This window comes from Bifidobacterium sp. ESL0827 (assembly GCF_052606685.1).
In genome coordinates this window covers 396,984-420,453 of record NZ_CP199597.1, presented here as the reverse complement: position 1 = coordinate 420,453, position 23,470 = coordinate 396,984, and the positions used below count along the sequence as shown (strand labels likewise).

Sequence of the window (23,470 nt, the reverse complement as noted above, 5' to 3'; positions counted from 1 at the left end):
CGCCGCATGATGGGTTTTAAAAGCAGACACCACATCATATCCGGCTTACTTTATTCATGCTACCGCCAGAGCGTGAATAACTTCTGCGGTATGGGAGAATCAAGACTGTATGCTTTGACACAGCCGCCAGCAAAACCACCTTTGCTACAAGCAAGCCGCTGACGATAGCAGGTGCATCAAGGCGTTGGTTCCAACCCTTCTCCTCCACACTTTCGCCTTAATCCCAACCTTCTTGTAAACAGGAGAAATGGCACTGTGCCCTCGGCGAAATCGGCTCAGAAGCAATCGGCGGAGGGCCTGTAACGAACTTACAGGGCATATGGAATTGTCCCCGTATTGAGAGACCCTGAAAGAACGTTTCCTTCGCTGACCAACCCGAATACCATCCTGTACAGGCTATGCCGGATGAGTTGGTCATGCTGGCGGAACAGATGGTCAGGAGGCATCAGGTGCAAGCATACATGGGTTCGAACATGCAGGGGGCAATGCGCGCACCGGCTGGCCCAGCCTCGTCAGGACTGGCCCCCAAACCCTTGGATCAGCTGCCCCGCCTGGCACGAGATACCACCGAGGAAGACCCCTGGCCGGTCAGTGTGCTCAGCCAGAAGTACCATGACGCAGTGGCCCGTTGGCCCGGAGCCTGGGTGGAGGGCCAGATCGTGGAGATCAACACCCGCCGGACCGGTTCCGCATATCTGACCCTGCGAGACAACTTCGAGGACATCTCCATCAATGTCATGGGCTTCCGGGCCTTCGCCACCCAGGCCAGGGAATTCCGCCAGGGCGACCGGGTGGTGGTGCACGGGCGGCCCGACCTGTGGATTAAACAGACCCGTTTGAGCTTCATGGCCGACCGGATCAAGCGTGTGGGCACCGGCGACCTGAAGGAGCAGATCGACCAGCTCAGGCGCAAGCTCAAGGGCGAGGGGCTTTTTGACGCAGAGAACAAGGTTCCCCTGCCCGAGTTTCCCCGGCGCATCGGCCTGATCTGCGCACCCAAGGCCAGAGCCGAGGGGGATGTGATCACCAACGCTCGCCTGCGCTGGCCTACCATAGAATTCTCCGTGGTGCACGCCCACGTTCAGGGTCCTCAGTGCCCGCCCGAGGTGGTCGAGGCCATTCAAAAGCTGGATGCTGATCCTGCCGTGGATGTGATCATCGTGGCCAGGGGCGGCGGCAGCTTCGAGGATCTGCTGGGCTTCTCGGACGAGTCAGTGGTTCGGGCCACGGCAGCCTGCATCACCCCCATCGTCTCGGCCATCGGTCACGAAGACGACTGGACCCTGATTGATCTGGCCGCAGATCTGCGCGCCTCCACCCCCACTGACGCAGCCAAGCGGGTGGTGCCCGACCTGGTCGAGCAGGAAGGGATTATCCAGGAGGCCCGAATGCGCATAAACGCGCGTATTGAGAATATGGTCGAAGGCGAGACGCGTTTGATTGAGGGATACGCCAACCGCCCCAGCCTGACCAGGCCGCAGACCATGCTGGACAAGCCCCAGCGGCTGGTTGACGAGTCGCTGGTCCGCCTGGACATCGCCCTGCGACGGATCGTGGACGACGCCTCCCTGACCGTGGAGAAGCTCCAGTCCTCGCTGACCGCCCTCTCTCCCCAGTCCACGCTGGATCGCGGATACGCAGTCGTGCAGACCCTGGACGGGAAGGTGGTCGTCAGCCCCCAGCAGGTTCAGACTGATCAGGATCTGACCCTGACTGTCAAAGAAGGCCGGATAGAGACCAGGGTCGTCAGCGGGCAGTGACCGGTCCAACGGGATCTGCCGCGTATGATCATCCGCGATAATCATCCACATCACCAGAAATTTGATAACGCACCAGATAGAAATCAGATAAGAAGAGGAGCAGGCATGAGCGACACCGACGAGGCGCAGACCAAGGAGCAGCCGGTACTGGCTTCGGCCTTGAGCCAGAAGGAACGCGATACCATCGCCAAACTGCCCTATGAGCAGGCCCGGGATCAGCTGATCCAGGCGGTTCAGGCGCTAGAGGCCGGCGGCCTGGACCTGGATGCCTCCATGCGTCAGTGGGAGATTGGCGAGGCCCTCGCCAAGCGTGCCCAGGAACTGCTAGGCCAGGTGCGAGCCAAGCTCGATGCCGCCCAGCAGGAGCAGGCCAGCGCCGGAGCCCAGGCTGGCACACAATCCAACTTGGATGCCTGAAGTCCCCTACTCCACCATCACCGTGGCCAGCAGGGCTGCATGATCTGAACCCGCGATAGGTACGGCCTGCAGCTGGTTGGCCCTGATGTCACGGTCCACCACAACATGATCGATGGCCACCAACCTGGGCAATGGAGCCCTGTCGGCCGGCCAGGTCATGCTCATGCCATGCCCGGCCTGACGTGCCCCATCGCTGAACCGCTCCCCTAACATGTCTCGGAAGACCGCATGGTCATAAGTAGCGTTGAAGTCTCCCATCAGTACGTATCGAGTGTGCTCGTGGTTTCGCAGCTTTCCCAGGTCGGACACGCTGCGTCGCCAGGCATTCCAACTGCCAGGTTGCGGCGAGGTGGTATGGACCGAGACGAATCTGACGCTGGTCTTGCCTCTGCCGAAGTCAATGCTGGCCGCCGGCATCATGGAGGAGCGAGATCCCACGTCGTCCTTTGAAGGCGACTGCATTGGCGCGGCCGTCCAAAGACCGTTGGCGTATTCCTTCGATGATGTGGAAAGCTGCTCGTGGGGCAGATAGCGGTCGATGCCGGCCTTGTGCAGACGGTTCACAAAATCCTTGCTGACCTCCTGCAGAGCCAGCACCTCCACTCGGTTGTCGCTGACAGTCTTGACTACCTGATCAGCATCGGCCTGACCCTTGTAGACGTTCAGCGTCATGACCCGAGCCACATCGTCGTAGCGGTCGGGATGTTCAAGAGCCTTGAGCTGATCAGCCTGCCCGCTGAGCTCGGATCCTTCCTGATAGAAGGGGTACTGCCAGTAGACATTCAGAGCCAAGGAGGTGATAAGAACCAAAGCCGTGAACCATCGTGAAGACATCAGAGCGAGGAGCAGGGCCAGCAGACCCAAGAGAATGAACCAGGGCGTCAGAGCGGCCAGATCCGGCAGGTATGGGATCGACGACAGCCATGCCGGACAGGCACGCGCCGCCAGAGCCAGCAAGCTGGCCAACGCCAGCAGCCTGGCCACCCACCCAAAGACGTGCTTCACCAGGAAGGACTGTCTGAATCTCGCCATGGTCTCCTCCAGAAAATCATCGCCGACCCGGTCCCCCTTCCAAGGAACACACAGTCAGCTCGACCGTTGAGCAATTGTAAACCACGACCATATGGCGGACAGGTATATGAACCTAACTTCTCCAGAAAGGGAACGGTGCTAGCCCGCACACCAGCGACCTGCCCAAGTCCCACTTCGTGGTACAGTAGTTTCCGTTGCCCCGGTAGCTCAGGGGATAGAGCACTTCTCTCCTAAAGAAGGTGTCGTGCGTTCGAATCGCATCCGGGGCACTCTAAAGGTTCAGGCATAAGAGTACTTGGCCCTGCTCTCCGCAACCATTTCCCAACCCTATGGCTTTCCATATTCTGGCACATCGCCAACGGGTATCCCCCGCTACTAGCTTCCACACATGTACATTGGAGGAGGTTTCGGTACCGTTAGTCGAGCTTATACGCGGTCCGGCTGATACAGCTGCCGGGTATGCTTCGAAGTCAGAGCAGTCGATGAGGTCATGTCTGACTAACACCATGTGCTGATCACTGTGCTCGTTTGACCATTACCAGCCCAAGGCGAGAGGACGTTACAGGTCAGGGACGTCCATCTGAGGATGGCATATCGTCCCTGTTATCCCAATGCTCAGCCTGCAATACATGCTGCCTGTTCCACTTGGCCAAGTGGCGAATGATCGTCTGATCGCTGTTGAGATAATAAGCGGCCAGCTCCCGGTTGAACCAGGTCCTGTCCTTATCACTGGTGGGCACAGTGAGCGGATGCCGGTCGCCATGCGCGATCAGCAGCCCATTGCCAGCGAGCAGCGCAGTCCTCTTATTGCCGTCGCCAAATGGCTGCATCTTGGCCAGTCCGGCAAAAAGACGCACCGCATCTTCCAGGATGTCTTCTCCAGTTGCTCCCCAAACGGCGCTTTTTATCAGGGATGCAATGGTGGCAGAATCAGGCACGGGTGGCTCGTACCTCCCCAAAGGGGTGCTGACCATGACGGGGGTGCGTTCGTCGCGCAGCTTGCCTGGTTCCATGGCAGCAGTCCTTGTCAACTGCGCGTTGATGGACTTCACGTAGGCCAGGTCGATCGGCTCGCGAGCATAGTCGTAGTGCAGGGTGTAGTCCGCGGCCTGCCGCAAATCTAGCAGAAGGTTGTAGTCGGCCTTGGAATTGACGACCTGGGGATTGCCGGTACGCAGGAACTCCTCAGTGGCCATGAAAGTCGACTGCAGCCCATCAAAGGTGCGGCCCATGGAGTACAGGAGCCCGGCAAGTTGTTTGGTGCTCAGCGATCCGTACTCGCACATGTGCGTTTCCTTCCGTTCCTGTTCTGCTTAGATTCTCTCATGCCAGCCGTATTCTGCATCAGCTGTTCTCGCCCGGCTTCCGACCGACCAGCCGCAAAGAGTTCAACTCCAGTGGGCAAATCCTCAATGTGGCGGTGACACTTACTATGTCCAGGAACCAGTCGCTCGAACATGTTTGCCGGATTCTTGCTCATGGTATTCACGTGTTCCTCTTTCCTGTTGTGTTGTGCCGCGTATCGAGCATCCCATTTTCAGGTGTCACGTATACAAGACGAGGAAACCGAAAAGTTCATTGTCGAGAGGGCTTACATCCCCCTACCCGTGCCTGGACTCGTAGCACTCTGTGTCCTGCACAATGCTTTCAAAAGAATCCAGGGGGGGGGGCTTGCGTGGCGTGGTAGCCGATAAGATGTTGTATCCCATAGTTCATGACACAGCATCGATAGACTTGTTGACACCATAGCAGAACCTGATATAAGGACCCTAACGCAATCAATAGTCGGGAAAGACTCAACTCAAAGTTAAAAATACGATTGGATTACGCGAATCGCTCCTAGGCACCCCGTATTTGCCGACGCAGTGGATATTGAGGATAATAAAAAAGTTGCATATTCGTGCGTGACTGACAAACCTGCACAAATTTGCACTTGAAAATCTGTTTTGAACATTGACCGGCTCGATCATTGTCGATAAGCCTCATCCGAAAGGAACCCCATGTCTCATCAAATGCACCAGAACGAGGATGTAGAGGATAATCTCCTCAACTGGAATGACAGGGCAGTTGTGCACGCCAACGGTGGCTATGGAGACCTTGACGCTTTTGCGGATGATCCATCGGCCCTGTCGCCAGTGACCTTGCGCGATCTGGAGGTTTTGAAGCCCCATCTGCCCGAACACAGCATCAAAGGGTTACGTCTTTTGCATCTGCAATGCCACATAGGCTCTGATACCCTATCGTGGTGGCGCTTGGGAGCACGAGACGTATATGGCCTGGATTTCTCTCCCACCTCACTGGATTATGCCAGGAAGTTATCTGAACGCGCCGGCGCAACCATAACCTATGTTCAAAGCGATGCTCGTTGTGCTGCCGATGCCATGCCTGATCAGAAAGGCTCATTCGATGTAATCGTCACCAGCTGCGGAACCATCACCTGGCTTCCCGATCTAAGGGACTGGGCTCGTTCAATTGCCTCCCTGCTAGCAGACGGTGGAATATTCATGATCCGCGATAACCATCCTCTGCTTTTTGCCTTGAACAATGAGGGCTTGTCGATAGTTCAAGATTATTTTGGCGGAACAGAAACGACTTATGAGACGGATCAAAGCTACACGTCAGCAGCCGGCTCGCTTGAAGACGGGACAAAACCCCGAATTACCCACACCACCAATCACAATTGGGCTCATGACTTCCAGGAAATAAGCGGTGCTCTCCTAGATGCCGGACTTACTATAGAGGCCATCGGCGAGCATAATGTGGACGACTGGCAGTCACTGCCAATGCTTGAGTACAGCCCAGACCTCAGGGGATGGATCATGCCCCACAATCAGCCTCAGATCCCCCTAACCTTCTCGATGGTAGTTAGAAAGAAAGCCTGACCGAGTAAGTACGAACATGGTCTGGCTTAGCACGGCGCCCTATCCGGCAGATTTGCTGCTGCTCCTATTCCATTACCGCAAAAGTTGCGTAACGGAATAGGAGCAGCATTCCATACCGAATTGCGATAACGAATTATCGTTCACCTTTGATCCCGCCAATGTCGAGGAACAGATCCATGGAAGCCCGGACTTTGTGATTGCGTAAAAGGCGGATTTTAGAGATACTTTTATACACATACGACACTGGAGCCAATAGTCCAATCAATAACGTGTCAGTTACTCGCCCTGCTTGAGTCTGCGATACTTCATGGGTGTCATGCCCGTGCTCTTCTTGAAAGAGGCGCATAATGAGGATTCGGATGTGAAACCGCACTGCTGACAAATCTGACGTATGGACATCCCGGTATTCACCAGCAAATACTGCACAGCATGGATACGGGAGTCCACCAGGTAGGCATGCGGCGTGATGCCGGTTTCCTGCTTGAACAATCGAATGAAGTGGTATTCGCTCAGAAAGACTCGTTTAGCCAGCCCGGAGACGGTGAGCGGCTCATACAAGTGGGAGGACACATAGGCAATCGTGTCCTCCACCACCTCCTCCTGCTTCCGTTTGAAGGAGCGCGGCTGCTCATCGGCAAACTCGGTGAGCAGGTCGGTGATGTATTTGGACATCCTCGCTTCCGAATAGCCGTTTTCCGCCGTCATCAAGGAGGTAATGGTCCGCATCCGCTCCAAGGCGTAGGTCTCGGAGGAAAGCATGAAAACGTTGCTCAGCTTCCTGATGATGTAGTCGTAGTAGGGCCGAGCCATGATGCCGTCGAAGTGGAGCCACTGGGCTGTCGTTGGGACATCGGTGCCATAGGCATGGTGTGCGTAGCAGTTGACCAGCGCAAACCGGCCCTCCTCAGCTACGAACGAACCTTCGGGCAGATCCAGCGTCAGCCTGCCGCTATCGATATGAATGATCAGATAGCTGTCAAAGGATCGTCGCTCCAACCTGTAGCCGGGTTCATAGGAGAATTTGCCCACCCTCAACGGATAGAAGAAAGTTGTTCGCGCAATAGCCGAAGGAGTGTGAATCAAAAAGTCAGAGGCATTGACATCGATGCCGTGTTCAGCAGGCTTCGCCATGACGTACCCTCCTTTCCGCACAAACCAATTTCCCCACGAATCACGACAGCCGCGCCTGACGACCTTTAAATGAAGCCAGGAATACTCAAGCAACCGGCAGCTTCGTCCTTGCCAATACGGCAATGCCGTTACCTCATACTCAAACAATACAAGGCAACGGCAGAATTCCCATTACTTTATGAAGATCAGTGCACGTTGAAGCCCTGCTGCTTACCGTATTCCTTCAGGTGCTTCTGCCAGGCATCCACACCCTGCTTCAGAGTGATCTTCTTGTCGGTATAGGCAGAACCAACGTCGTCAGCGAATACAGTCCGAGCATAGACCTCGAAGGGCAGCGTGGCGTGACCAGGGATCACATCGCTTGCCGCCTTGGCCAGGACCTCGTTGTATTTCTGACCGCCGAAGTATTCGATGTCATCACCCTTGGTGTTCTTGACGGTGGTGGCCTCCTTGAACTTCTTCGATTCAGTGGTCTTCACATCGTCCGGGAATGAACCGCCTGCCACACGAGCGTCAATGCTGGCCTGGTTCCGCGAAATGAAATCGATGTACTTATAGGCTGCATCGGTCTTCTTGCTCGAGGCCATAATCGCCAGCGACGAACCGCCATGGTTGGAGTTGACCGCAGACCCATCCTGGGTGGGCATAGTAGTGACCCTCCACTTGCCTGCTTGGTCGGGTGCCACGTTGACCAGCGTAGTTGGGATCCAGCAGCCGATCAGCGCAGAAGCGAGCTTTCCATTGTTTAGGCTCTTGTTCCAGTCCTCGGTCCAGATGACGGTCTTGGTATCGACCAAATCCTCGTCGATCATCTTCTGCCACCACTTGATGAAATTCTGAGTCCCCTTGTCGGAATCGAGGTTGATGGACAGATCCTTGCCATCTGCGGACAGCTTGTAAGGATGCCCGTTGGCCTGCCATATCATGGCGTCGAAGAAGCCCGCGTCACCGGAATCGGCAGCGATGTAGGAACCCACCGCCCGAATCTTCTTAGCAGCCTCGTAATACTGATCCCAGGTCTTGATCTGGGTCGCATCAACGCCAGCCTTGTCAAACACATCCTTGTTGTAGAAGAAGGCCATGGCTCCAGAGCCAAAGGGCAGTCCGTAGGGCTTTTTGTTGACCAGAACCGAATTCCAAGTGCCGGGATTGTAGAACTTCGAGTAGCCCTTGGTCCTGTCACTCAGATCAGTCAGCCGATCATTGATGGCATACTGGCTGAGGGCATAAAGTTCGATTTGCGCCACATCGGGTGCCCCCTTGCCTGCCTGGAAGGCGTTGTCAAGCGCCGTGTATTGCTCCTTGGCTGTCCCGGCGTTCTGCAGCTTGATCTTGATGTTCGGGTATTTCTTCTCGAACTCCTTGGTTGCGGCCTTCAAGGTGGGCTCCCATGCCCAGACGTTCAGCTCCACATTCTCGTCGCCACTGCTCTGCTTGCTACCGCCGCAGGCGGTGACGCCGAGAAACATGGCCAGCACGCCGGCACAAGCCACTAGACGCTTCAGCCCTTTTGCATGTTTCATTACATCACTCTTTTCTCTTAGTACTTTTCATCAGCTTTTATTGGCATGAATCCTTGCCGCATGACGACGAAAGACTCCCTTCCCGGCCACTCACCCTGCGATTGGTTTAAGTGGCCGCAACCGCAAAAATTCATTCATTCCTTGACCGCACCTGCAGCCAATCCGGACTGCCAGTACCGCTGGAGAATCAGAAAAGCGATCATCAGAGGAATGACAGTGATCAGCGATCCGGTGATGACGAGATTCTGTATGGCGTGACCGCCGGCAGTGTTGGCCTGGTTCTTCCATTGGTTCAGTCCGATGGTCAGGGGGTACCAATTGGCATCCTTCAACATGATCAGGGGCAGGAAGTAGTTATTCCAGGTGGCCACTATGGCGAACAAGGCCGTGGTGACGATTCCAGGAGCCAGCAGGGGCAGACTGATGGTCAGGAAGGTTCTGAACTCCCCCGCACCATCAACCCTGGCCGCCTCCAGGAGCTCTGTAGGAACAGCCTGCTCGGAGAATATCCACATGAGGTACAAGCCGAAGGGACTGATAAGGCTAGGCAGAATCATGGCCCAGGGCGTATTGGTCAAACCCATCTTGGCAAACAGCAGAAACTGCGGAACAGCCAGGGCAATGCCGGGCACACTGATGGAACCCAGCACGACAGCGAAGACTGCCTTGCGGCCAGGAAAAGCGAACTTGGCCAAGGCGTATCCGCCCATGATGGCCAGTACGGTTGCGCCACCCGCTCCCACTACCACGTAGAGCAGCGTGTTCAAAAGCCAACGTCCGAATATGCCGTCCTCATAGGTGAAGACCGTGGTTATGTTGTCCCAAAGCGCGAAGGTGTGACCAAACCAAAGACCGAAGGTCGAGGTGAAGTCGGACTGCGTCTTAGTGGCGTTGATGATCAGGTAGGCGAATGGAAACAGGCAGTATAGCGCGAAGATGCCGGTAACCAGCGTCAGGGTCATCGAGCGACGAGGGTTCGCGGGATTGGAGAATCCGTTTTTTGCGGCGCGCTTGCGTTCCGCCCTTTCATCCCTGGCTACTCGCTTGGCGCGTCTGCGTTCACGCGCCCGAATCGCTGAAGGCGACTCATCCAAAATGTCAGAGGTCATTTCATCTGCTCCTTCAGACTGTTCAACTGGACCGCGTACGCAATCGCCATGGTGATTACGGCCATGACAATGGCAAGGGCCGCAGCGTAATTCGACTGGTTGCCCGCGAAGCTCAGACTGTAGGCGTACATATTCGGCGTGTAGTAGCTAGTGATGGTGTTCCCAGGCACCATGTTCTGCATGATCGAGGGTTCATTGAAGAGCTGGAAGGAGCCGATGATGCTGAAAATCACGGTGATTGCCAGACTTCCACGCAACTCCGGCATCTTAATCCGTCTGACGATCTGCCATTCGCTGGCCCCGTCGATTGCCGCCGCCTCATAGAGTGAATGTGGAATCGTAGACAGGGAGGAATAGAAGATCAGCATGTTATAGCCGGTGTATTCCCAGGTCACGATGTTACCGATAGACACCAGAAGAATATTGGAAGCCAGCAGGTCCAGGTGCAAGCCAGTCCATGAATTGAAAGAGCCGACCAGTCCATACTTGGCTCCGTACATGAATCCCCAGATCAGCGTGGACACCACGGCAGGAACGGCATAAGGCAGAAAGGTGGAAATCCGGAAAAATTTGGTTCCATGCAATCTCATGGAGTCAATCGCCAAAGCCAATAAGGCGGCCAGAAAGAGGCAGAGCGGCGCCTGAATCAGCGTAAAAGCACTGACGCGGCCGACCGAACTCCAGAAATGACCATCTGCGAACAAGCGTTTGTAATTGCTGAGCCCGGCGAAAACCGTACCGCCGACCATTCGTTTTTCAAAGAAGGAAATATAAATTGCATAGATGATCGGGATTATGAACACCAACAGGAAAGCCACGGCGAAAGGCCCCATGAACTTCCAGCCGCGCCAATCACGCCTGTGCTTGTTGACGGTGCTCGGTTGCTGATTGTTCGCAACATCAGCTGGCCCTGCCGCCGATTTGGAAAATGTCATTATTCTCCTTTGAGATGTCTGATGCGTGAACCCAACTTCCACCGTCAACAACGACGAAGAAGAACTGGGTCAACAAACCAGAATTGAGGGACGGACGCCCCACCAATTGGCCGTTGAGCATCTAGATGTCAGAAACTGTCAACCATTCAGACAACTCTGTTGAATGTAGATGTTTTGCTGTAAACGGTCACGACTGTTTTCCACATGCACACATCCTTGTGCCTCTTTTCATTACGCTGATAGTACAATCATTAACGTACTTTCAGTCTATAAACAAATACAAGGCTCCGTACATGAAAACTGCTATCTAATATCGAAATATTGCTTTCGCTGTATTGCGTCTGCTTTCTGACCGCCGAGGACGAGACTGGTTCACCAATGACAACATTAGTGAACCAGAACCTCCCATAGTGTGAGAAGCTGAGACACCAGAAGTGCCCTTATCGCTTGCTTGACTGATATCGTCTGCCAAACAATGCTCCGAATGACGTCAGTACAAGAGTCCCGACCAGTGAGGCTACCGAGATTATTGAAGTTCCTAAATGTGTCATGACCGTATGTGAAGGTCCATCAAGCGAAGAATGCTTCCCGTGCAAACCTTCAGTTTCTGTACCAGACGCGTTCTGCCCGCGGGCCTTTGCCCAAATACCGAAGCTGGCGTTCGCTCCGCAGTAAGCAACGATGATGGTCTTTTTGCCCGCCACAGTAGAGTCGAAGCCCGTCAGCAGATGTGACGGTAATGAAGCTCTTACCACCAATATTCGTTCTTTCATCAGTCTGAACCACCTTAGCTGCATTGTCCCAGCTGAAGGCCTGCAAAACGGGGTTGCTTTGGAAACCCGCCGGCAAATCGACTACATAATCATTGCGCTCAGCTGAGAAATCTTGAATAGTCTGTCCATCCAAGCGCAAATCAGCCAGGTCGGCATCATTGCCCAGTTAAGGCTCGAAGTCTGAGAGACTCCCCGTACCGTTTACCTTAATCCCGGCCACGTTGATATACGTTTTGGCATCCTGAAGATTGTTGACAAGCCGCACTGCCTTTGCCTCGACAGAGCCGGACAAGGCGAAAGCCGCCGTCGGCGCATCGGCTTTAGTAGAGGCATCAGCACCACTGGCCTGAGGAAGATACCATCTCGTCTTGTTTGCTAGTCGGTGCCAGCTGCCGGATCGATCGCAATATTCCATGGTCTGCGCCTTCGGCCAAAATACTGACCCACCCCAGTGGAAGACGGTTTTGACTAGGCTGATAGTCCGGATTTTGTCGAAAGTGAAGGTGACTGTCGGATCGACATCCGAAGATGCCGCTTGGTGGACCTGCCCGAGGCAAGGTATCCATCAATGGATTTCCTAGCCGTATCATCATCTTGGACGTTGACTGAGCAGTGGTTGCCAACACAACAAGCCAGATTTCTGACCAGGCTGCGGGTTGTTGGCGACCTTCCGCAGCGGCTTCCAGTTCGCCCCATCGTCCGCGTATTCAACCTTGGTCAGCCACGTTCTATGGTTTGGCTGCAACCAGGTAAAGGCTGAAAGACAGGGCAGGGAACGCCCTCAACTTATTTATGACCAGAGTACCCTTCACAGGCACCACAGCCCCCTCATGCGCTCGGTCCACCTTTCCTTGAGGATCAGTCCAATCCCAGCTGACAGTATGAGGGTCAACCTTGATGCCTGACAAGGGATTGTGTTGCCGAAGAAAAACAGTGGCAACGCCTTGAACCTGATAGGTTCCCTCTCTGCCCACATCAACGGCCTCAGTTTTCCAAATCAAAGGTACCGGCTCCCCCTGACCCCAGGGTAATAGGGAGTCACTGTTTGAGGCATGGCCGCGGATCCGCCAAGTGGCACCTGGGCCGTAGATCGGAAGTACCAACCTTGGTTGTCAGCACCGGTCGGTTCTGCCACAGAGATCGCCGCATCCGCATCGGTTCGCTGGCCAGTCACGTCCCCAGCGCCTTGTTGGCCTGAAGCTGCGACAGACGCCGGGTTACCGCTGGATTGACTGATCGAACTCTCTTCTCCGTAGTTGCTTGTGGCGTTGGCAAACCAAGCTAAAGAGGTCCCCCTATCTTTGGAAGGACCATCGATATGCTAGGAATTTGGCCTCACCCTTGACCGTTTGCTCATCTTCCGATGCCACGGCTGGAGTCGCCATCGATGCACCAGTCAGGAGAACAGCCCCTGCCATCAATCCGGCAAGGATTTTGTGGGATACGCTCATGTCTTGTACCTTCATCCTTCTCTGAATAGTCAGACTGTCCGCCTATCGGCTCATCCCAGGGTCCTGGAATTAAGGCGCCATTGCTACGGATAAAGACCCTGTCCGCTTACATGATCGCGGACACTGCTCTCTCATAGACCACGTCATGCAGGAGCAGCTAGCTTCCAACCAACTACATATGAGCCAGACGAGAGGACTTCCGTTTGCTTGTACGGTAAGACTGGAAATCGGGTATCCTCCTTGCATAGCAAGAAGATGATATATGTTGCCGAATTCCGACAATACGAGCCGGCCGCAACATTGGGCCAGTTGAACCTTGAATCGACTCCGTACATGGTTTTGCACGGGGGATCCAGTAAAGCCACCAATTATCTGAGTCTAAACAGCTTGTCCATACCCGGGAGACTATTCATTAGGTAGCTAACAATCTAACTGAGGAGAGCCTTTGAGCGAAGACTACGGCAAACGAATCAAACGGGCAGCCAACCTCATGTCACGATCCATGGATGCTTACGCGGCCCAGTACGGACTGACCGGCACTCAAATGTCCATCATCGACTTTCTGGGCGAGTCCGAGGACCACACCCAGCGGGACATCGAGATGGAATTCGACATCCGTCCGTCCACAACAACAAAAATCCTACAGCGAATGGAGGCTAGCGGACTGGTCGCCGCCAAACGCGACCCCAGGGACGGCCGCCAACGCATCATTGCTCTCACCACCAAAGCTCGGGGCCTGCAGAAAGCGGTGCGGAGCTATATAGAAAGTCAGCAGAATGCCATGGAGCGCCGGTTCAACCAGCGTGATTTAGCTGCTTTCGACCGCGTGCTGGCCTATTTCATCGCCTTGAATTCCGATGATCCGTCCCAAGCCGGAAAGGAGTCTCGCTCATGAGTAGAACTCAAGCGCAAAGCACTGCAATCCCCCGCAGGGTAATAGGCGCGGTAGTAGCCACCGGCATCATGTCCTTCTGTGGCGTGATCGTGGAAACGGCCATGAACATCACTTTCCCTGCCCTCATGAGCCATTTTGGCATCGGGACCTCCAGTGTCCAATGGATGACCACCCTCTACCTGCTGGTTGTCGCCTCCGTCACCCCGCTCTCGGCGGCCCTTAAGCGCCGATTCCGCAGCCGTACCATCTTTCTGTGCGTCAACCTGCTCTTCCTGATCGGACTGATCATCGACGCGCTAGCTCCGGTCTTCCCCCTCCTATTGCTGGGAAGAGCAATACAAGGCTGGGCACCAGCATCGCCCTGCCTCTGATGTTCAACATCATCCTCCAGGAGGTTCCAACAAAGCGTATCGGCACCATGATGGGCGTGGGTACTCTGATCACAGCTATTGGACCAGCCGTCGGCCCCACCTTTGGCGGGTTGGTAGCGACCACCATCGGATGGCGTTTCGTCTTCATCATCCTGATCCCCGTACTGATCATCTCGCTGGCTACCGGCCTGGCCTGCATACCTTCGATTCCGGTGGCAGCAGACGGGGAAACAGCCGGACTGGATCCGCTTGACGTGTTCCTGATGGTCCTGGGCTTCGCAGGCTTGATCTTCGGCATTAGCAACGCCTCGGCAGGATTGCTCTCCTGGAGATTCAGCGGAGCGCTGGTCCTGGGGCTTATCGCCCTGGCAGTGTTCACCCTCCGAGCCCGGCATCAGGCCCAACCGATCATCGACGTGCGTCTGTTCACGGACAGCCGCTTCTCCCTGCATGTCGGCCTACATCCTCTTTGAGATCAGCGCCCTGGCCCTCTCATTCATCCTGCCCAACCACCTGCAGTTGGTTAATGGCTGCACCTCGCTGCAGGCCGGATTGGTAGTGCTGCCGGGCGCGGCGATCGGAGCCATTCTGGCCCCGCTCTCCGGCAGGCTCTATGATCAGCTGGGTCCGCGCATATCCATCATCAGCAGGAGCTGTGTCGCCTTGATCGGCCTGCTGGGTTTTGCCCTGACGGCCCGCCATCTGACAACCCTGGCCATCCTGATACTCTATATTTTCTTCATGCTGGGTATCGGGCTGAGCTTTGGGAACATCATAACCAACGGCCTACACCGGCTGAGCCAGAAGCAACAGGCCGACGGCAACGCCATCTTCAACACCGTCCAGCAGTTCGCCGCAGCTATCGGCAGCAGCCTGGCAGCCACCATCGTCGCGGCAGGCCAGGCTGCAGTCACAGACCGTCGTCTAGGCACCATCAATGGCTCCCAGCATGCCCTGATCCTGTTATTGATCGTCGGCTCTCTGGAGGTTCTGCTAATCCTAGCCGCCCTGCGTCGCTCTCGAAAACCGCAGCGAAATTAATACCCACTACCTGAATCATTTCGTGGCCATCAGGGAAAGACCAAGCTCCTTGGGCACTGACCAAAACAGCAGGCCAGGCAAGGTTGCGCCTCCGCTTCTGAGATCAATACCAAGGCGGGGCAGGAGCCATCATGCCCCTGCCCCGCCTTGGAGACCCGAATCGTTAGGATTCCTGCTGTCCATTCTGGCCCGTCAGGTCACCACGACCAGAGACGACCGCGTCAGCCTGCGAGCGCCGACGCAGATAGCGTCTAATGAATAGAACCTCGGCGGCAATCGCGAGTATGGCCGTAAGGACATCCACGCCGATCACTATCTTCTTCCAGGCCGGCATGGCGTTCGCCTTCGCTCCACCGTCGTCGTAAGCGCCACTATTCACCACCGTATAGAGGATGTGCTTGCTGGCACGGCGCAGGTACTTCACCGATGACGGAGACTTGGGATCGTCGACCACGTTGGGGCCGTTCCCATAGGTTGAGAGCATGGCATCCACTCCATTGGGCAGAGCGTTGTCTGCATTCATGAAGCCACGACCGTCAGCACCGAAAGAGTCCGTAAGAGCCATGCCCTTGAAGCCCCATTCGTTGCGCATAATCGTGTTGATCCATCCCTGTTCTCCGGACCACTTGGTGCCCACGTAGTCCCAGCCGACCATGGTGGCGTCGGCCTTGCCCTGTTTGACGGACATCTCGAAGGGCCGTAGATAGACCTCCCTGGCCGCCTGCTCATTGGACCAGATGCTGACCATCATTGCATTCGAATCGTAGAGGGCGAAATGCTTGATGTAGGCGTATACCCCCTTGGATTTGGCTCCTGCCACTGCATTGGCGCCAATGACGCCGGCAAGTTCGCCATCCTCCGAGAAGTACTCGAAGTTGCGGCCGCCAATGGTGGTCCGATGAGTGTTCATTGCCGGAGCATACCAGCCGACGATACCCATCTCACGTGCCATCTTCCCCATGATTTCACCGTACTGCCGTGCCAGGTCTGCACTCCAGGTGTTGGCCAGAACCACGGCTACCGGGAATCCAAGCGAACCCTTCTTGGTGAAGTTGTTGTTGATGGCCGCAGGACCATCCGCATCCGTTGTCGCCACCTTGCCAATGGAATCAACAGCAGCCGTCTGGAAGCCGGCCATCGAGGTGAGCTCGGACATATCCTTGACTGACATCTGATCAAGCAGCTTGTCCCAGCGAGGGTCATCAGCCGATGCGCCGCGCAGCTGAGCCAGCTTCAAATGGTTCTTGGCACCCGTGGTGGGCATGGCATCCTGCTTGCGGCTGTATGTAGCCCTGTCGAAATCAGCGTTCGTATGGTACTGGTCGACATACTTCTTAGGAAGCTCCTTCAGCGCAGGGGCAGCAGTCGCCTGCTCATAGTTAGCGAAATGATCCTTGCGGGACAGGTAGTGGACGTCGCCGGCGACTTCGTCGATATGATTGGTCGCCACCGTCTTGTCGCTGGGCCTGGGATTGCCTTTTCCATAGACCACGTCCTTGTCGACCGTATATTCCTTATGATCGATCGCGTGATGTGAGTCGGACTTGATGGAGATTTCGTAAGCACCGCGTTCAAGCACATAAGCCTTGTGGCCCAGATAGTCATAGGATGCCAGCTGTTCCTTGGGAATGGACACCTTGACGGTCTGGGATTGCTTGGGATCCAGCAGACGGGTCTTTTTCAAAGCGATCAGGTTGGCTGTGGCTTTCTCCAGGCCGCCGTTGGTGTAGGGCGGATTGGAGTACACCTCGACCGTATCCTTGCCTGAAGCGGATCCGGTATTGGTGACAGTGACGGTGAACCCGAGCGAATCGCCCTCGTCTTTGATGTCGGACATTTGCTGGCTGAAACTGGTGTAGCTCAAACCGTAGCCGAATGGGAACTGAACCGTGGAGTCGTAGTCGATGGCACCTTCGGAGGCGGCCGTCTCGTAATACTTGTACCCGACGTAGATACCCTCCACGTAGTTGATGTATGACGGCTTGAGCTTGAAGGTGATGCCCTTGGCCACCGGTAGGCTGACGGCCTTGCTTTTCAGATTCTCATAGTCCGTGGCTGCGGCATTGTTCCACCATGGCGCCTTGCGCATGTCATAGAGGAAGGTGTCGGTAGTGCGTCCAGACGGATTGATGCGGCCGGAGAGAATTTCCCCCAGGGAATCGAATCCGACATTGCCGGGCGCAGGAACCCAGAGGGCGGCACGAATCTGAGGATGATCCCTGAGGAATCCCAACTGCATGGGGTTTGATCCGTTGTAGAGGAAAATGACCTTGTCGAAGTTTTTGCAGACCAGGTCGATCATGTCCCGCTCTGTGCGCGAGGCCTCCAGATACGATTCCCCTGATTGAAAGTCTGCATATTTGTCGGAATTGTTGCGGTACTTGTCGGCAGGCAACTGGCTCATGTCCTGAGGCATGTCGTTGTAGCCCTCACCGCCGACCCTGGCCAGCGTGATCACCGCCGTATCCGAGAAGGCCTTGGCCTTGGCCATGACATCATCGGTGTAGCGGTCGGCAGTGACCTCTGGCAGGGACCAGCCTTTGTTGAAGGTGCTGTTGGATGAATCCCGCTTGCCTAGCTTGGAATAGAGCGAACTCAACTCATCGTTGGTCTGGAAACCGGCCTTATGCAGACCATCCTTGAGGGATTGAATATCATAGCTGGCATTGATGGCGCCCGACCCCGTCCCTCCGTAAACTGGATTCTCAGAGGCCCAGCCGAAGAGGTTGAGCTTCCTGGTTTTAGTGAGCGGCAGAAGGCCATCATCGTTCTTCAACAGCACGAATCCTTCTCCCGCGATGGATCTGGCCACCTTGCCGGCCTTGGCGGTAGTGGCATCCGAAATCGTCGCCTTCCCTGCAGCATCCGAATTCATGGACAGATTCAACAGTGTGGACATGGGCCCTGTCAGTATCATGCTGACCACGGCAACCAGAGCCACCAAGGGCACGGCTATGGCATTGGACCGAACCAGTTTGCGAACTGGAGCAGACCAGATGCGGGTAACCGCCGCAACAATAATGGCAGCAAGGACGATGAGCGCGAAGACCACCAGATACCATTTGATGGCATCCATGACCCCCACCACGTCCGACCATGCAATCTGAAGCATGTGTAACCTCCTCGTTGAAACGAAGCTCCCTGCGGGCGGACCAAGGCAATGTCACGGCCCCGAAGCCATCGACACAGATGGCCAAGGCACTCCGATAAGTTATGTCTTTATGAGTCAACAGTATCCGGAAGCGGATGCCTCCATCAACGCCTAGACATAACCTGTCATTATGCAGGCATGATCTGCAAAGGTCCCGAATGGCCTTCAATCCACGTCCAGGAAAACCCTCATCTCGTTTTCGCCACGGTTGGACCAGGCGAAATAGGGAATCAGGGTGGCAGTGATCGGCATGCGACGGACCGGTTGCCATTGACGGTAAAGCGGAGCAGTATCAGCTCCCTCTGCTGACTCCCGCCAGGCGGGTATCTGCAGTCTGACCATGCTGCGGCTGATCTTGTCGACATGGCCTTCGGCCTGAGGATCGTCGAGGTACGCTCCTGCCTGGAAGGTGAAGGGCTCGACTTTCACACGGCTTGCATCATCCAACAAGGCGCTGCCGTCCAGATGCAGCAGGTGCAGGTTGGCCCCGTTATCCCTTTCCTCAACGCAGTAGACAATAGGCCCCCTAGTCACCGCCACCTTACCTGCATCCTGGCTGACCAGAGGGTTGGCGGCAACGACACGCACTGGCATGTCGAATTCGATGTCGATCCGATCGCCCTGCTTCCAGGGGCCGGAAAGGTAGAGGTACCCCTGTTCCACACGTCGGCTTATGACAGCCGAGGAGCCTTGGCCTGTGTGGACTGTCACCGCATCGGCAGCTGCATCGCCGCCAGCCCAGGAAGGCAGACGGAGGGCCAGAGTGGTCTGGCCGTGGCCAGAAGCCTCCACATCCAGGCTGATTCGACCCTTCCAAGGCAGTTCCGAATGCACCCGCAGTGCGATCGACCCCTCCCCCAGGTCCGTCTGGATCCTTCCGCCGATGTAGAGATGTACAAAGAGCGTGGACCCATCCTCGGCCAAGGTGTAAGCGTAATCCTGCACCGATTCGACCAGCCGTGCCAGGTTGGGCGGGCAGCATGCGCAACCGAACCACCGTTTGCGCACGATGGGCACGTAACTGTAGCGGGGATCCTTGTTCCGCTTGGTCTGTGGCCTGACCTCGAGGGGATTGCCATAGAAGAAACTCTTGCCATCCATGGCCATGCCGTCAAGCACTGTGTTATAGAGGGCCAGCTCCATCACGTCGGCATATTCGGACCTGGGCTCCAGCTGCAGCATTCTCCGCGCAAAGAAGACCAGGGCCACAGAGGCGCAGGTCTCACAATATCCAGTATCGTTGGGCAGGTCATAGGCATAGGAGTGCGATTCGGCATCCGCGTCGGCACCCACCCCTCCCGTGACGTAGAGTTTCTTGTCAACGATGTCACGCCAGAGGGCATGCACCGCCTCATTCAGTGCAGGATCCTCGGTCAGCCTGGCCACATCGGCAGCTCCGGCGTACAGATACCCGGCCCTGACCGCATGACCCACGGCTTGACGTTGCTGAGCCACCGGCTCATGGGCCTGGTAGTAGGCATAGGGTGCTGGCCTGCTGTCATCGACAGTGAAGTCGGCATGCTCATAGGCTGCCCTCTGCCGGTCCTCCTGCTCGAAATAGAGGGGGCTTGTTCCCCGCTGATTGACAAAGTAGGCCGCCAGGTCCAAATATCGCTTGATTCCGGTGGTCTCGTACAGGCGGATCAGAGCCATCTCGGCGATCTCATGACCCGGATAGCCATGCAGCTGATTGTCGCCCGGCCCGAAGGTCGCGGCCACATAGTCGGCGAACCGCTCGGCCGCATGCAAAAGCTTGGTCTTGCCCGTGCCCTGGTAATAGGCGATGGCACCTTCAATCAGATGGCCCAGGCAGTAGAGCTCATGATGATCCTTGAGATTGGTGAAGTGCCGGTTCATCCCGTTGAGGATGTAGTAGGTATCCAGGTATCCGCTGTTGAGCTGTGCCTCACAGACGATGTCGATGGCCCCGTCGGCCAGCCGCTCCAGCTCGGCATCCGGATGATGCGCCAACGAGTACCCCACGGCCTCCACCCATTTGGAGAAGTCGGAGTCCTGGAAAACGTAACCATAGAACTTGTCCGAATCGGGATGAGCCGGGTCTTCCGGCAGGCAGTGGAATCCCTGATTGGTGTAAGTCGGCGGCTGGAAGTCTTCGCCCCCCTCCTGCCCATTCAACCTCTTATTGAGCGCGGCGGCGGCGCGGAAGTTGTGCATGCAGTAGCTGGGCGAAGCGCCAGGCACCCGGTCGTTGAGGGCCCTCCATTGGTAGGGCAGGACCGCTGTTTTGACCAGCTCCTGCTCGGCTGACCAGAAGGGGTCGTCAACGCTGGCCTGGTTGATGTCAATAGGCCCGCTCATATTGAATTGTTGACTCATGCTGCCATCTGCCTTTCTATGCGACGACTGAAAACGGCCAGCACCAGCGCAACAGTCACCAAGGCCACAGCCACGATGGGGAAGAGATAGACCTGCTGGTCGGCCGTCTGGAAGAATTTGAAGAAGATGATGGCAATGGCATTGCCGATGGCTGCGGTCTGGTTCCATGCGGTCTGCAGCTGGGTCTCGTAGGACTCAGGAGAAAGTCCCGAGACCAGAGAGCTGCCGATCGGACCAACGAGCTGGTCAGACAGGGCCATGAAAGCGTAGTAGATGAGCACCCACCAAAGGGAGTAGCCGGAGGATCCACTTCCGCCCAGAATCAGGGAGGGTATGGTCAGCGTGAAGAAGGCCAGACCCGTGACCAGCAGCCCCATACCGTACTTATAGGTGGTCCGGATTGCTCCGGCACGAGTCTTGGTCCACAGGAAGATGAAGACGGGACCGGCTATCAGATCCATGACCATGTAGATGACCTGGAGCGAGCCTGGAGCGATGGTGATGCCGAAGATCACCCGGTTGACCTTCTTGTCCAGGAAAATGGCGATGGCGCTGGTAAGCAGGGTGGCGCCCAGGGCCATGACAATCTGAGCGAAGAAGAACCAGAGAAAGGCCCGAAGATGGGTGTGGTCACGGGCAGTCAGGTCCTTTTTGGCGAACAGGTTGACCAGGAAGCAGATGGGCACCACGAAGGCGAAGGTGGTGACAGCATTGATGATGGCATTTAGGTTGAAATGCTTGGTCATCACCAGGGCGGCGATGACCAGTGCCAACACAACCAACCCGATGACCAGACCCTTGAGTATGCGTTGGCGCTCCCTGGCCGACAGGGGCTTGATTGGAGCCTCGCCCAGGGGTCCGAAGAAGCGGTACTGGGTGAAGAAGATGGCCGCGCCGTAGAGTAGGGCGAAGACCCCGGCCACAGCGAAGCCGATATGGTAGTTGCTCAGACCGATCTGGCCCACCACGACCGGAGTGATGATCCCAGCCACCGTGTTGGCGAACTGGTGGATGGTGAAGGCCGCGTCGCGCCTGCGGGCATCCTCCTTGCGGTAGAGTTGCCCGGTCAGGGAGGCATTGGACATTCCCATAATGGGCATGGACAGCAGCACCAGGGCGATGTAGGCCATGGTCTGCCCGAAGACCTGACTGGTCGGCGGTATAGCCAGGATGAAGAAGGCTGTGGCCTTGAGTAGGTTGCCTAGTATCAGTGCCTTACGCATTCCCAGGACCCTGTCAGACAGCCAGCTGCCCACGATATTGAGCAGTCCGTTGGCTGCCCCCATGGCCGCGATCATCAGAGCCGCATCCCCCTGCGAGAACCCCAGCCCCTTGGAGAAGGGGGTGTAGAGGTAGTAGATCATCAGGGCGTAGAAGGCGCCCCAGGCGGCCGAGTTGCAGAAATTGCCCAGAGCCAGGGTTCCGATGGCGCGAGGATGTCCGAAGAAGCCCTTGTCATCCCTGACCTCTTCCAAGGTGCTCTCCGTGTGTTTCATGATTGCATCGCTCCCGGAATGGTGGTGTATTTATAGAAAAGGTGGATGATTTTGAGGTATAGATTCTTTACAGCCACCTGGGTCACCAACCCCTGCGCTGGTATGGTCCAATCTGCCACAGTCGTTCCGTCTCCTTCTGACGTGCTAGGCCCCACTGCCTACGCTGACTTCAATGGTAACGACGGTGCATTTCATGTCTGGTGGCTTAGAATTCACAATACGTGGAGCATTTTTACCGATTCTTCCCGATGAGAGGTCGACTTTAATGACTTTGTTCTATGACCAGGAAAGCCGGCCCCAGCCCGAGCTGGTCTCTGCCGGCACCTTCATCGGCGACCCGGGCTGGCAGCACAGCAGACGCATCATCAGCACCTTCGAAATCATCTGCAACATCCAAGGCATGCTGCCGCTGCAGATTGGCGATACGCGCTACATGGTCGGGCCCGGCACCTTCCTAATCGTCCCGCCCAACCTGGAGCATCAGGGGTTCCGGACAATCACTGAGAGCCTGAAGTTTGATTGGATGCATTTCAGTCTACCCGGCCTGACCACAGTCGAGGGCACTGGCGATGACCCCGGTGTAGATGAGACTTCGAGCATCCTCCTGCCCGCCTATAGTGAGAATCTGCTCATGGATCGAATCACCGTCATCACCAACCAGCTGCTGGACGTCTGCCAGATGCACGGCGACCAACGCTATCTGAACGCCATCCTGGCCTGCGTGCTCTATGAGGTGACTATGCAGACCAGGCAGTTGCTGCACACCCAATCCATGAATCTGCACGAGCTGCAGCCGGTGCGCGACTGGATACGCATTCACGCTCTGGGACCCATCAGCCTGGGGCAGATCGCCAACTACTTCAACTACAACAAGAGTTACCTGTCTCGCAAATACCGGCAGAAGTTCGGCATCACCATTTCACAGGAGATCGAACGCTTCCGCATGGAGGCGGCCAAGTCGCTGCTGGTGGAGACCGACGACACAGTGGAAAGCATTGGGGCCATCGTCGGCTACAAGGACGATAAATACTTCATGAAGGTGTTCAAACGCAGCACCGGCATCAGCCCCACCCGCTACCGCAGAACCTTTCACCAGCGGCATTTCAATTCCCACTGAACCCGGCCGTAGGGTTAAGCGAAGGGAACAATAGGTGGTTTTTATTGAC

General features: G+C 56.1%; 16 protein-coding genes, 1 tRNA gene and 1 pseudogene. 8 read left to right on the top strand and 10 right to left on the bottom strand.

All coding sequences use genetic code 11. The features are described 5' to 3' along the window. The first annotated feature begins 485 nt into the window (after positions 1–485). Positions 486–1,760, top strand: a complete 1,275-nt coding sequence (gene xseA / locus ACUIAI_RS01535; protein WP_445342785.1) for an exodeoxyribonuclease VII large subunit — start codon at positions 486–488, stop codon at positions 1,758–1,760. A 105-nt stretch (positions 1,761–1,865) separates the two neighbouring features. After that, a complete protein-coding gene (locus ACUIAI_RS01530; protein WP_445342412.1) occupies positions 1,866–2,177 on the top strand; it encodes an exodeoxyribonuclease VII small subunit in 312 nt (103 codons plus the stop codon). Between the two features lie 6 nt (positions 2,178–2,183). Here ACUIAI_RS01530 and ACUIAI_RS01525 read toward each other — a convergent pair whose 3' ends face one another. After that, positions 2,184–3,209: an endonuclease/exonuclease/phosphatase family protein gene (locus ACUIAI_RS01525; protein ID WP_445342411.1), complete on the bottom strand. Its 1,026-nt coding sequence runs from the start codon at positions 3,207–3,209 to the stop codon at positions 2,184–2,186. Positions 3,210–3,405: 196 nt separating this feature from the next. Here ACUIAI_RS01525 and ACUIAI_RS01520 point away from each other — a divergent pair. After that, a tRNA-Arg gene (locus ACUIAI_RS01520) sits at positions 3,406–3,478 on the top strand. A 297-nt stretch (positions 3,479–3,775) separates the two neighbouring features. On the opposite strand, the gene ACUIAI_RS01515 is transcribed toward ACUIAI_RS01520, so the two are convergent. Next, positions 3,776–4,495 (bottom strand): Fic family protein, encoded by a 720-nt coding sequence (locus tag ACUIAI_RS01515; RefSeq protein WP_445342410.1) that lies wholly within the window; start codon positions 4,493–4,495, stop codon positions 3,776–3,778. A 714-nt stretch (positions 4,496–5,209) separates the two neighbouring features. On the opposite strand from ACUIAI_RS01515, the gene ACUIAI_RS01510 reads away from it, so the two are divergent. After that, entirely contained in the window at positions 5,210–6,091 is an 882-nt protein-coding gene (locus tag ACUIAI_RS01510; RefSeq protein ID WP_445342408.1) for a class I SAM-dependent methyltransferase, read from the top strand. A gap of 276 nt (positions 6,092–6,367) precedes the next feature. Here ACUIAI_RS01510 and ACUIAI_RS01505 read toward each other — a convergent pair whose 3' ends face one another. From ACUIAI_RS01505 to ACUIAI_RS01485, 5 genes are all read right to left on the bottom strand, one after another. Further along, positions 6,368–7,222: a helix-turn-helix domain-containing protein gene (locus ACUIAI_RS01505; RefSeq protein ID WP_445342406.1), complete on the bottom strand. Its 855-nt coding sequence runs from the start codon at positions 7,220–7,222 to the stop codon at positions 6,368–6,370. A 185-nt stretch (positions 7,223–7,407) separates the two neighbouring features. Then, positions 7,408–8,745: an ABC transporter substrate-binding protein gene (locus tag ACUIAI_RS01500; protein ID WP_211120894.1), complete on the bottom strand. Its 1,338-nt coding sequence runs from the start codon at positions 8,743–8,745 to the stop codon at positions 7,408–7,410. A 134-nt stretch (positions 8,746–8,879) separates the two neighbouring features. Then, positions 8,880–9,854, bottom strand: a complete 975-nt coding sequence (locus ACUIAI_RS01495) for a carbohydrate ABC transporter permease (RefSeq protein WP_045935133.1) — start codon at positions 9,852–9,854, stop codon at positions 8,880–8,882. Continuing rightward, positions 9,851–10,789 carry a carbohydrate ABC transporter permease gene (locus tag ACUIAI_RS01490; RefSeq protein ID WP_110412544.1) on the bottom strand — a complete coding sequence of 313 codons (939 nt, stop codon included), beginning with the start codon at positions 10,787–10,789 and terminating at the stop codon, positions 9,851–9,853. Before ACUIAI_RS01490 ends, ACUIAI_RS01495 begins: the two co-directional genes overlap by 4 nt. A 440-nt stretch (positions 10,790–11,229) precedes the next feature. Further along, positions 11,230–11,562, bottom strand: a complete 333-nt coding sequence (locus ACUIAI_RS01485; protein ID WP_445342403.1) for a hypothetical protein — start codon at positions 11,560–11,562, stop codon at positions 11,230–11,232. A gap of 1,896 nt (positions 11,563–13,458) precedes the next feature. Between ACUIAI_RS01485 and ACUIAI_RS01480 the strand changes: the two genes are divergently transcribed. The 3 genes and pseudogenes from ACUIAI_RS01480 (at position 13,459) to ACUIAI_RS01470 (ending at position 15,320) form a co-directional block, all read left to right on the top strand. Then, entirely contained in the window at positions 13,459–13,908 is a 450-nt protein-coding gene (locus ACUIAI_RS01480; protein WP_445342402.1) for a MarR family winged helix-turn-helix transcriptional regulator, read from the top strand. Beyond that, a pseudogene (locus ACUIAI_RS01475) lies at positions 13,905–14,752 on the top strand (MFS transporter). Before ACUIAI_RS01480 ends, ACUIAI_RS01475 begins: the two are co-directional and overlap by 4 nt. Continuing rightward, complete coding sequence (locus tag ACUIAI_RS01470; protein WP_445342401.1) at positions 14,730–15,320, top strand: MFS transporter; 591 nt, start codon at positions 14,730–14,732, stop codon at positions 15,318–15,320. Before ACUIAI_RS01475 ends, ACUIAI_RS01470 begins: the two are co-directional and overlap by 23 nt. Before the next feature lie 163 nt (positions 15,321–15,483). Here the strand turns inward: ACUIAI_RS01470 and ACUIAI_RS01465 are convergent, their stop codons facing one another. The 3 genes from ACUIAI_RS01465 to ACUIAI_RS01455 form a co-directional block, all read right to left on the bottom strand. Next, a complete protein-coding gene (locus ACUIAI_RS01465) occupies positions 15,484–18,432 on the bottom strand; it encodes a glycoside hydrolase family 3 N-terminal domain-containing protein (protein WP_445342400.1) in 2,949 nt (982 codons plus the stop codon). Positions 18,433–18,636: 204 nt separating this feature from the next. After that, entirely contained in the window at positions 18,637–20,808 is a 2,172-nt protein-coding gene (locus ACUIAI_RS01460; protein WP_445342399.1) for a glycoside hydrolase family 127 protein, read from the bottom strand. Beyond that, positions 20,805–22,304, bottom strand: coding sequence for an oligopeptide:H+ symporter (locus ACUIAI_RS01455; protein ID WP_445342398.1), 1,500 nt, complete (start codon positions 22,302–22,304; stop codon positions 20,805–20,807). The genes ACUIAI_RS01460 and ACUIAI_RS01455 overlap by 4 nt, the downstream gene beginning before the upstream one ends. Before the next feature lie 265 nt (positions 22,305–22,569). On the opposite strand from ACUIAI_RS01455, the gene ACUIAI_RS01450 reads away from it, so the two are divergent. After that, positions 22,570–23,421 (top strand): helix-turn-helix domain-containing protein, encoded by an 852-nt coding sequence (locus tag ACUIAI_RS01450; RefSeq protein WP_445342397.1) that lies wholly within the window; start codon positions 22,570–22,572, stop codon positions 23,419–23,421. Positions 23,422–23,470: the final 49 nt, after the last annotated feature.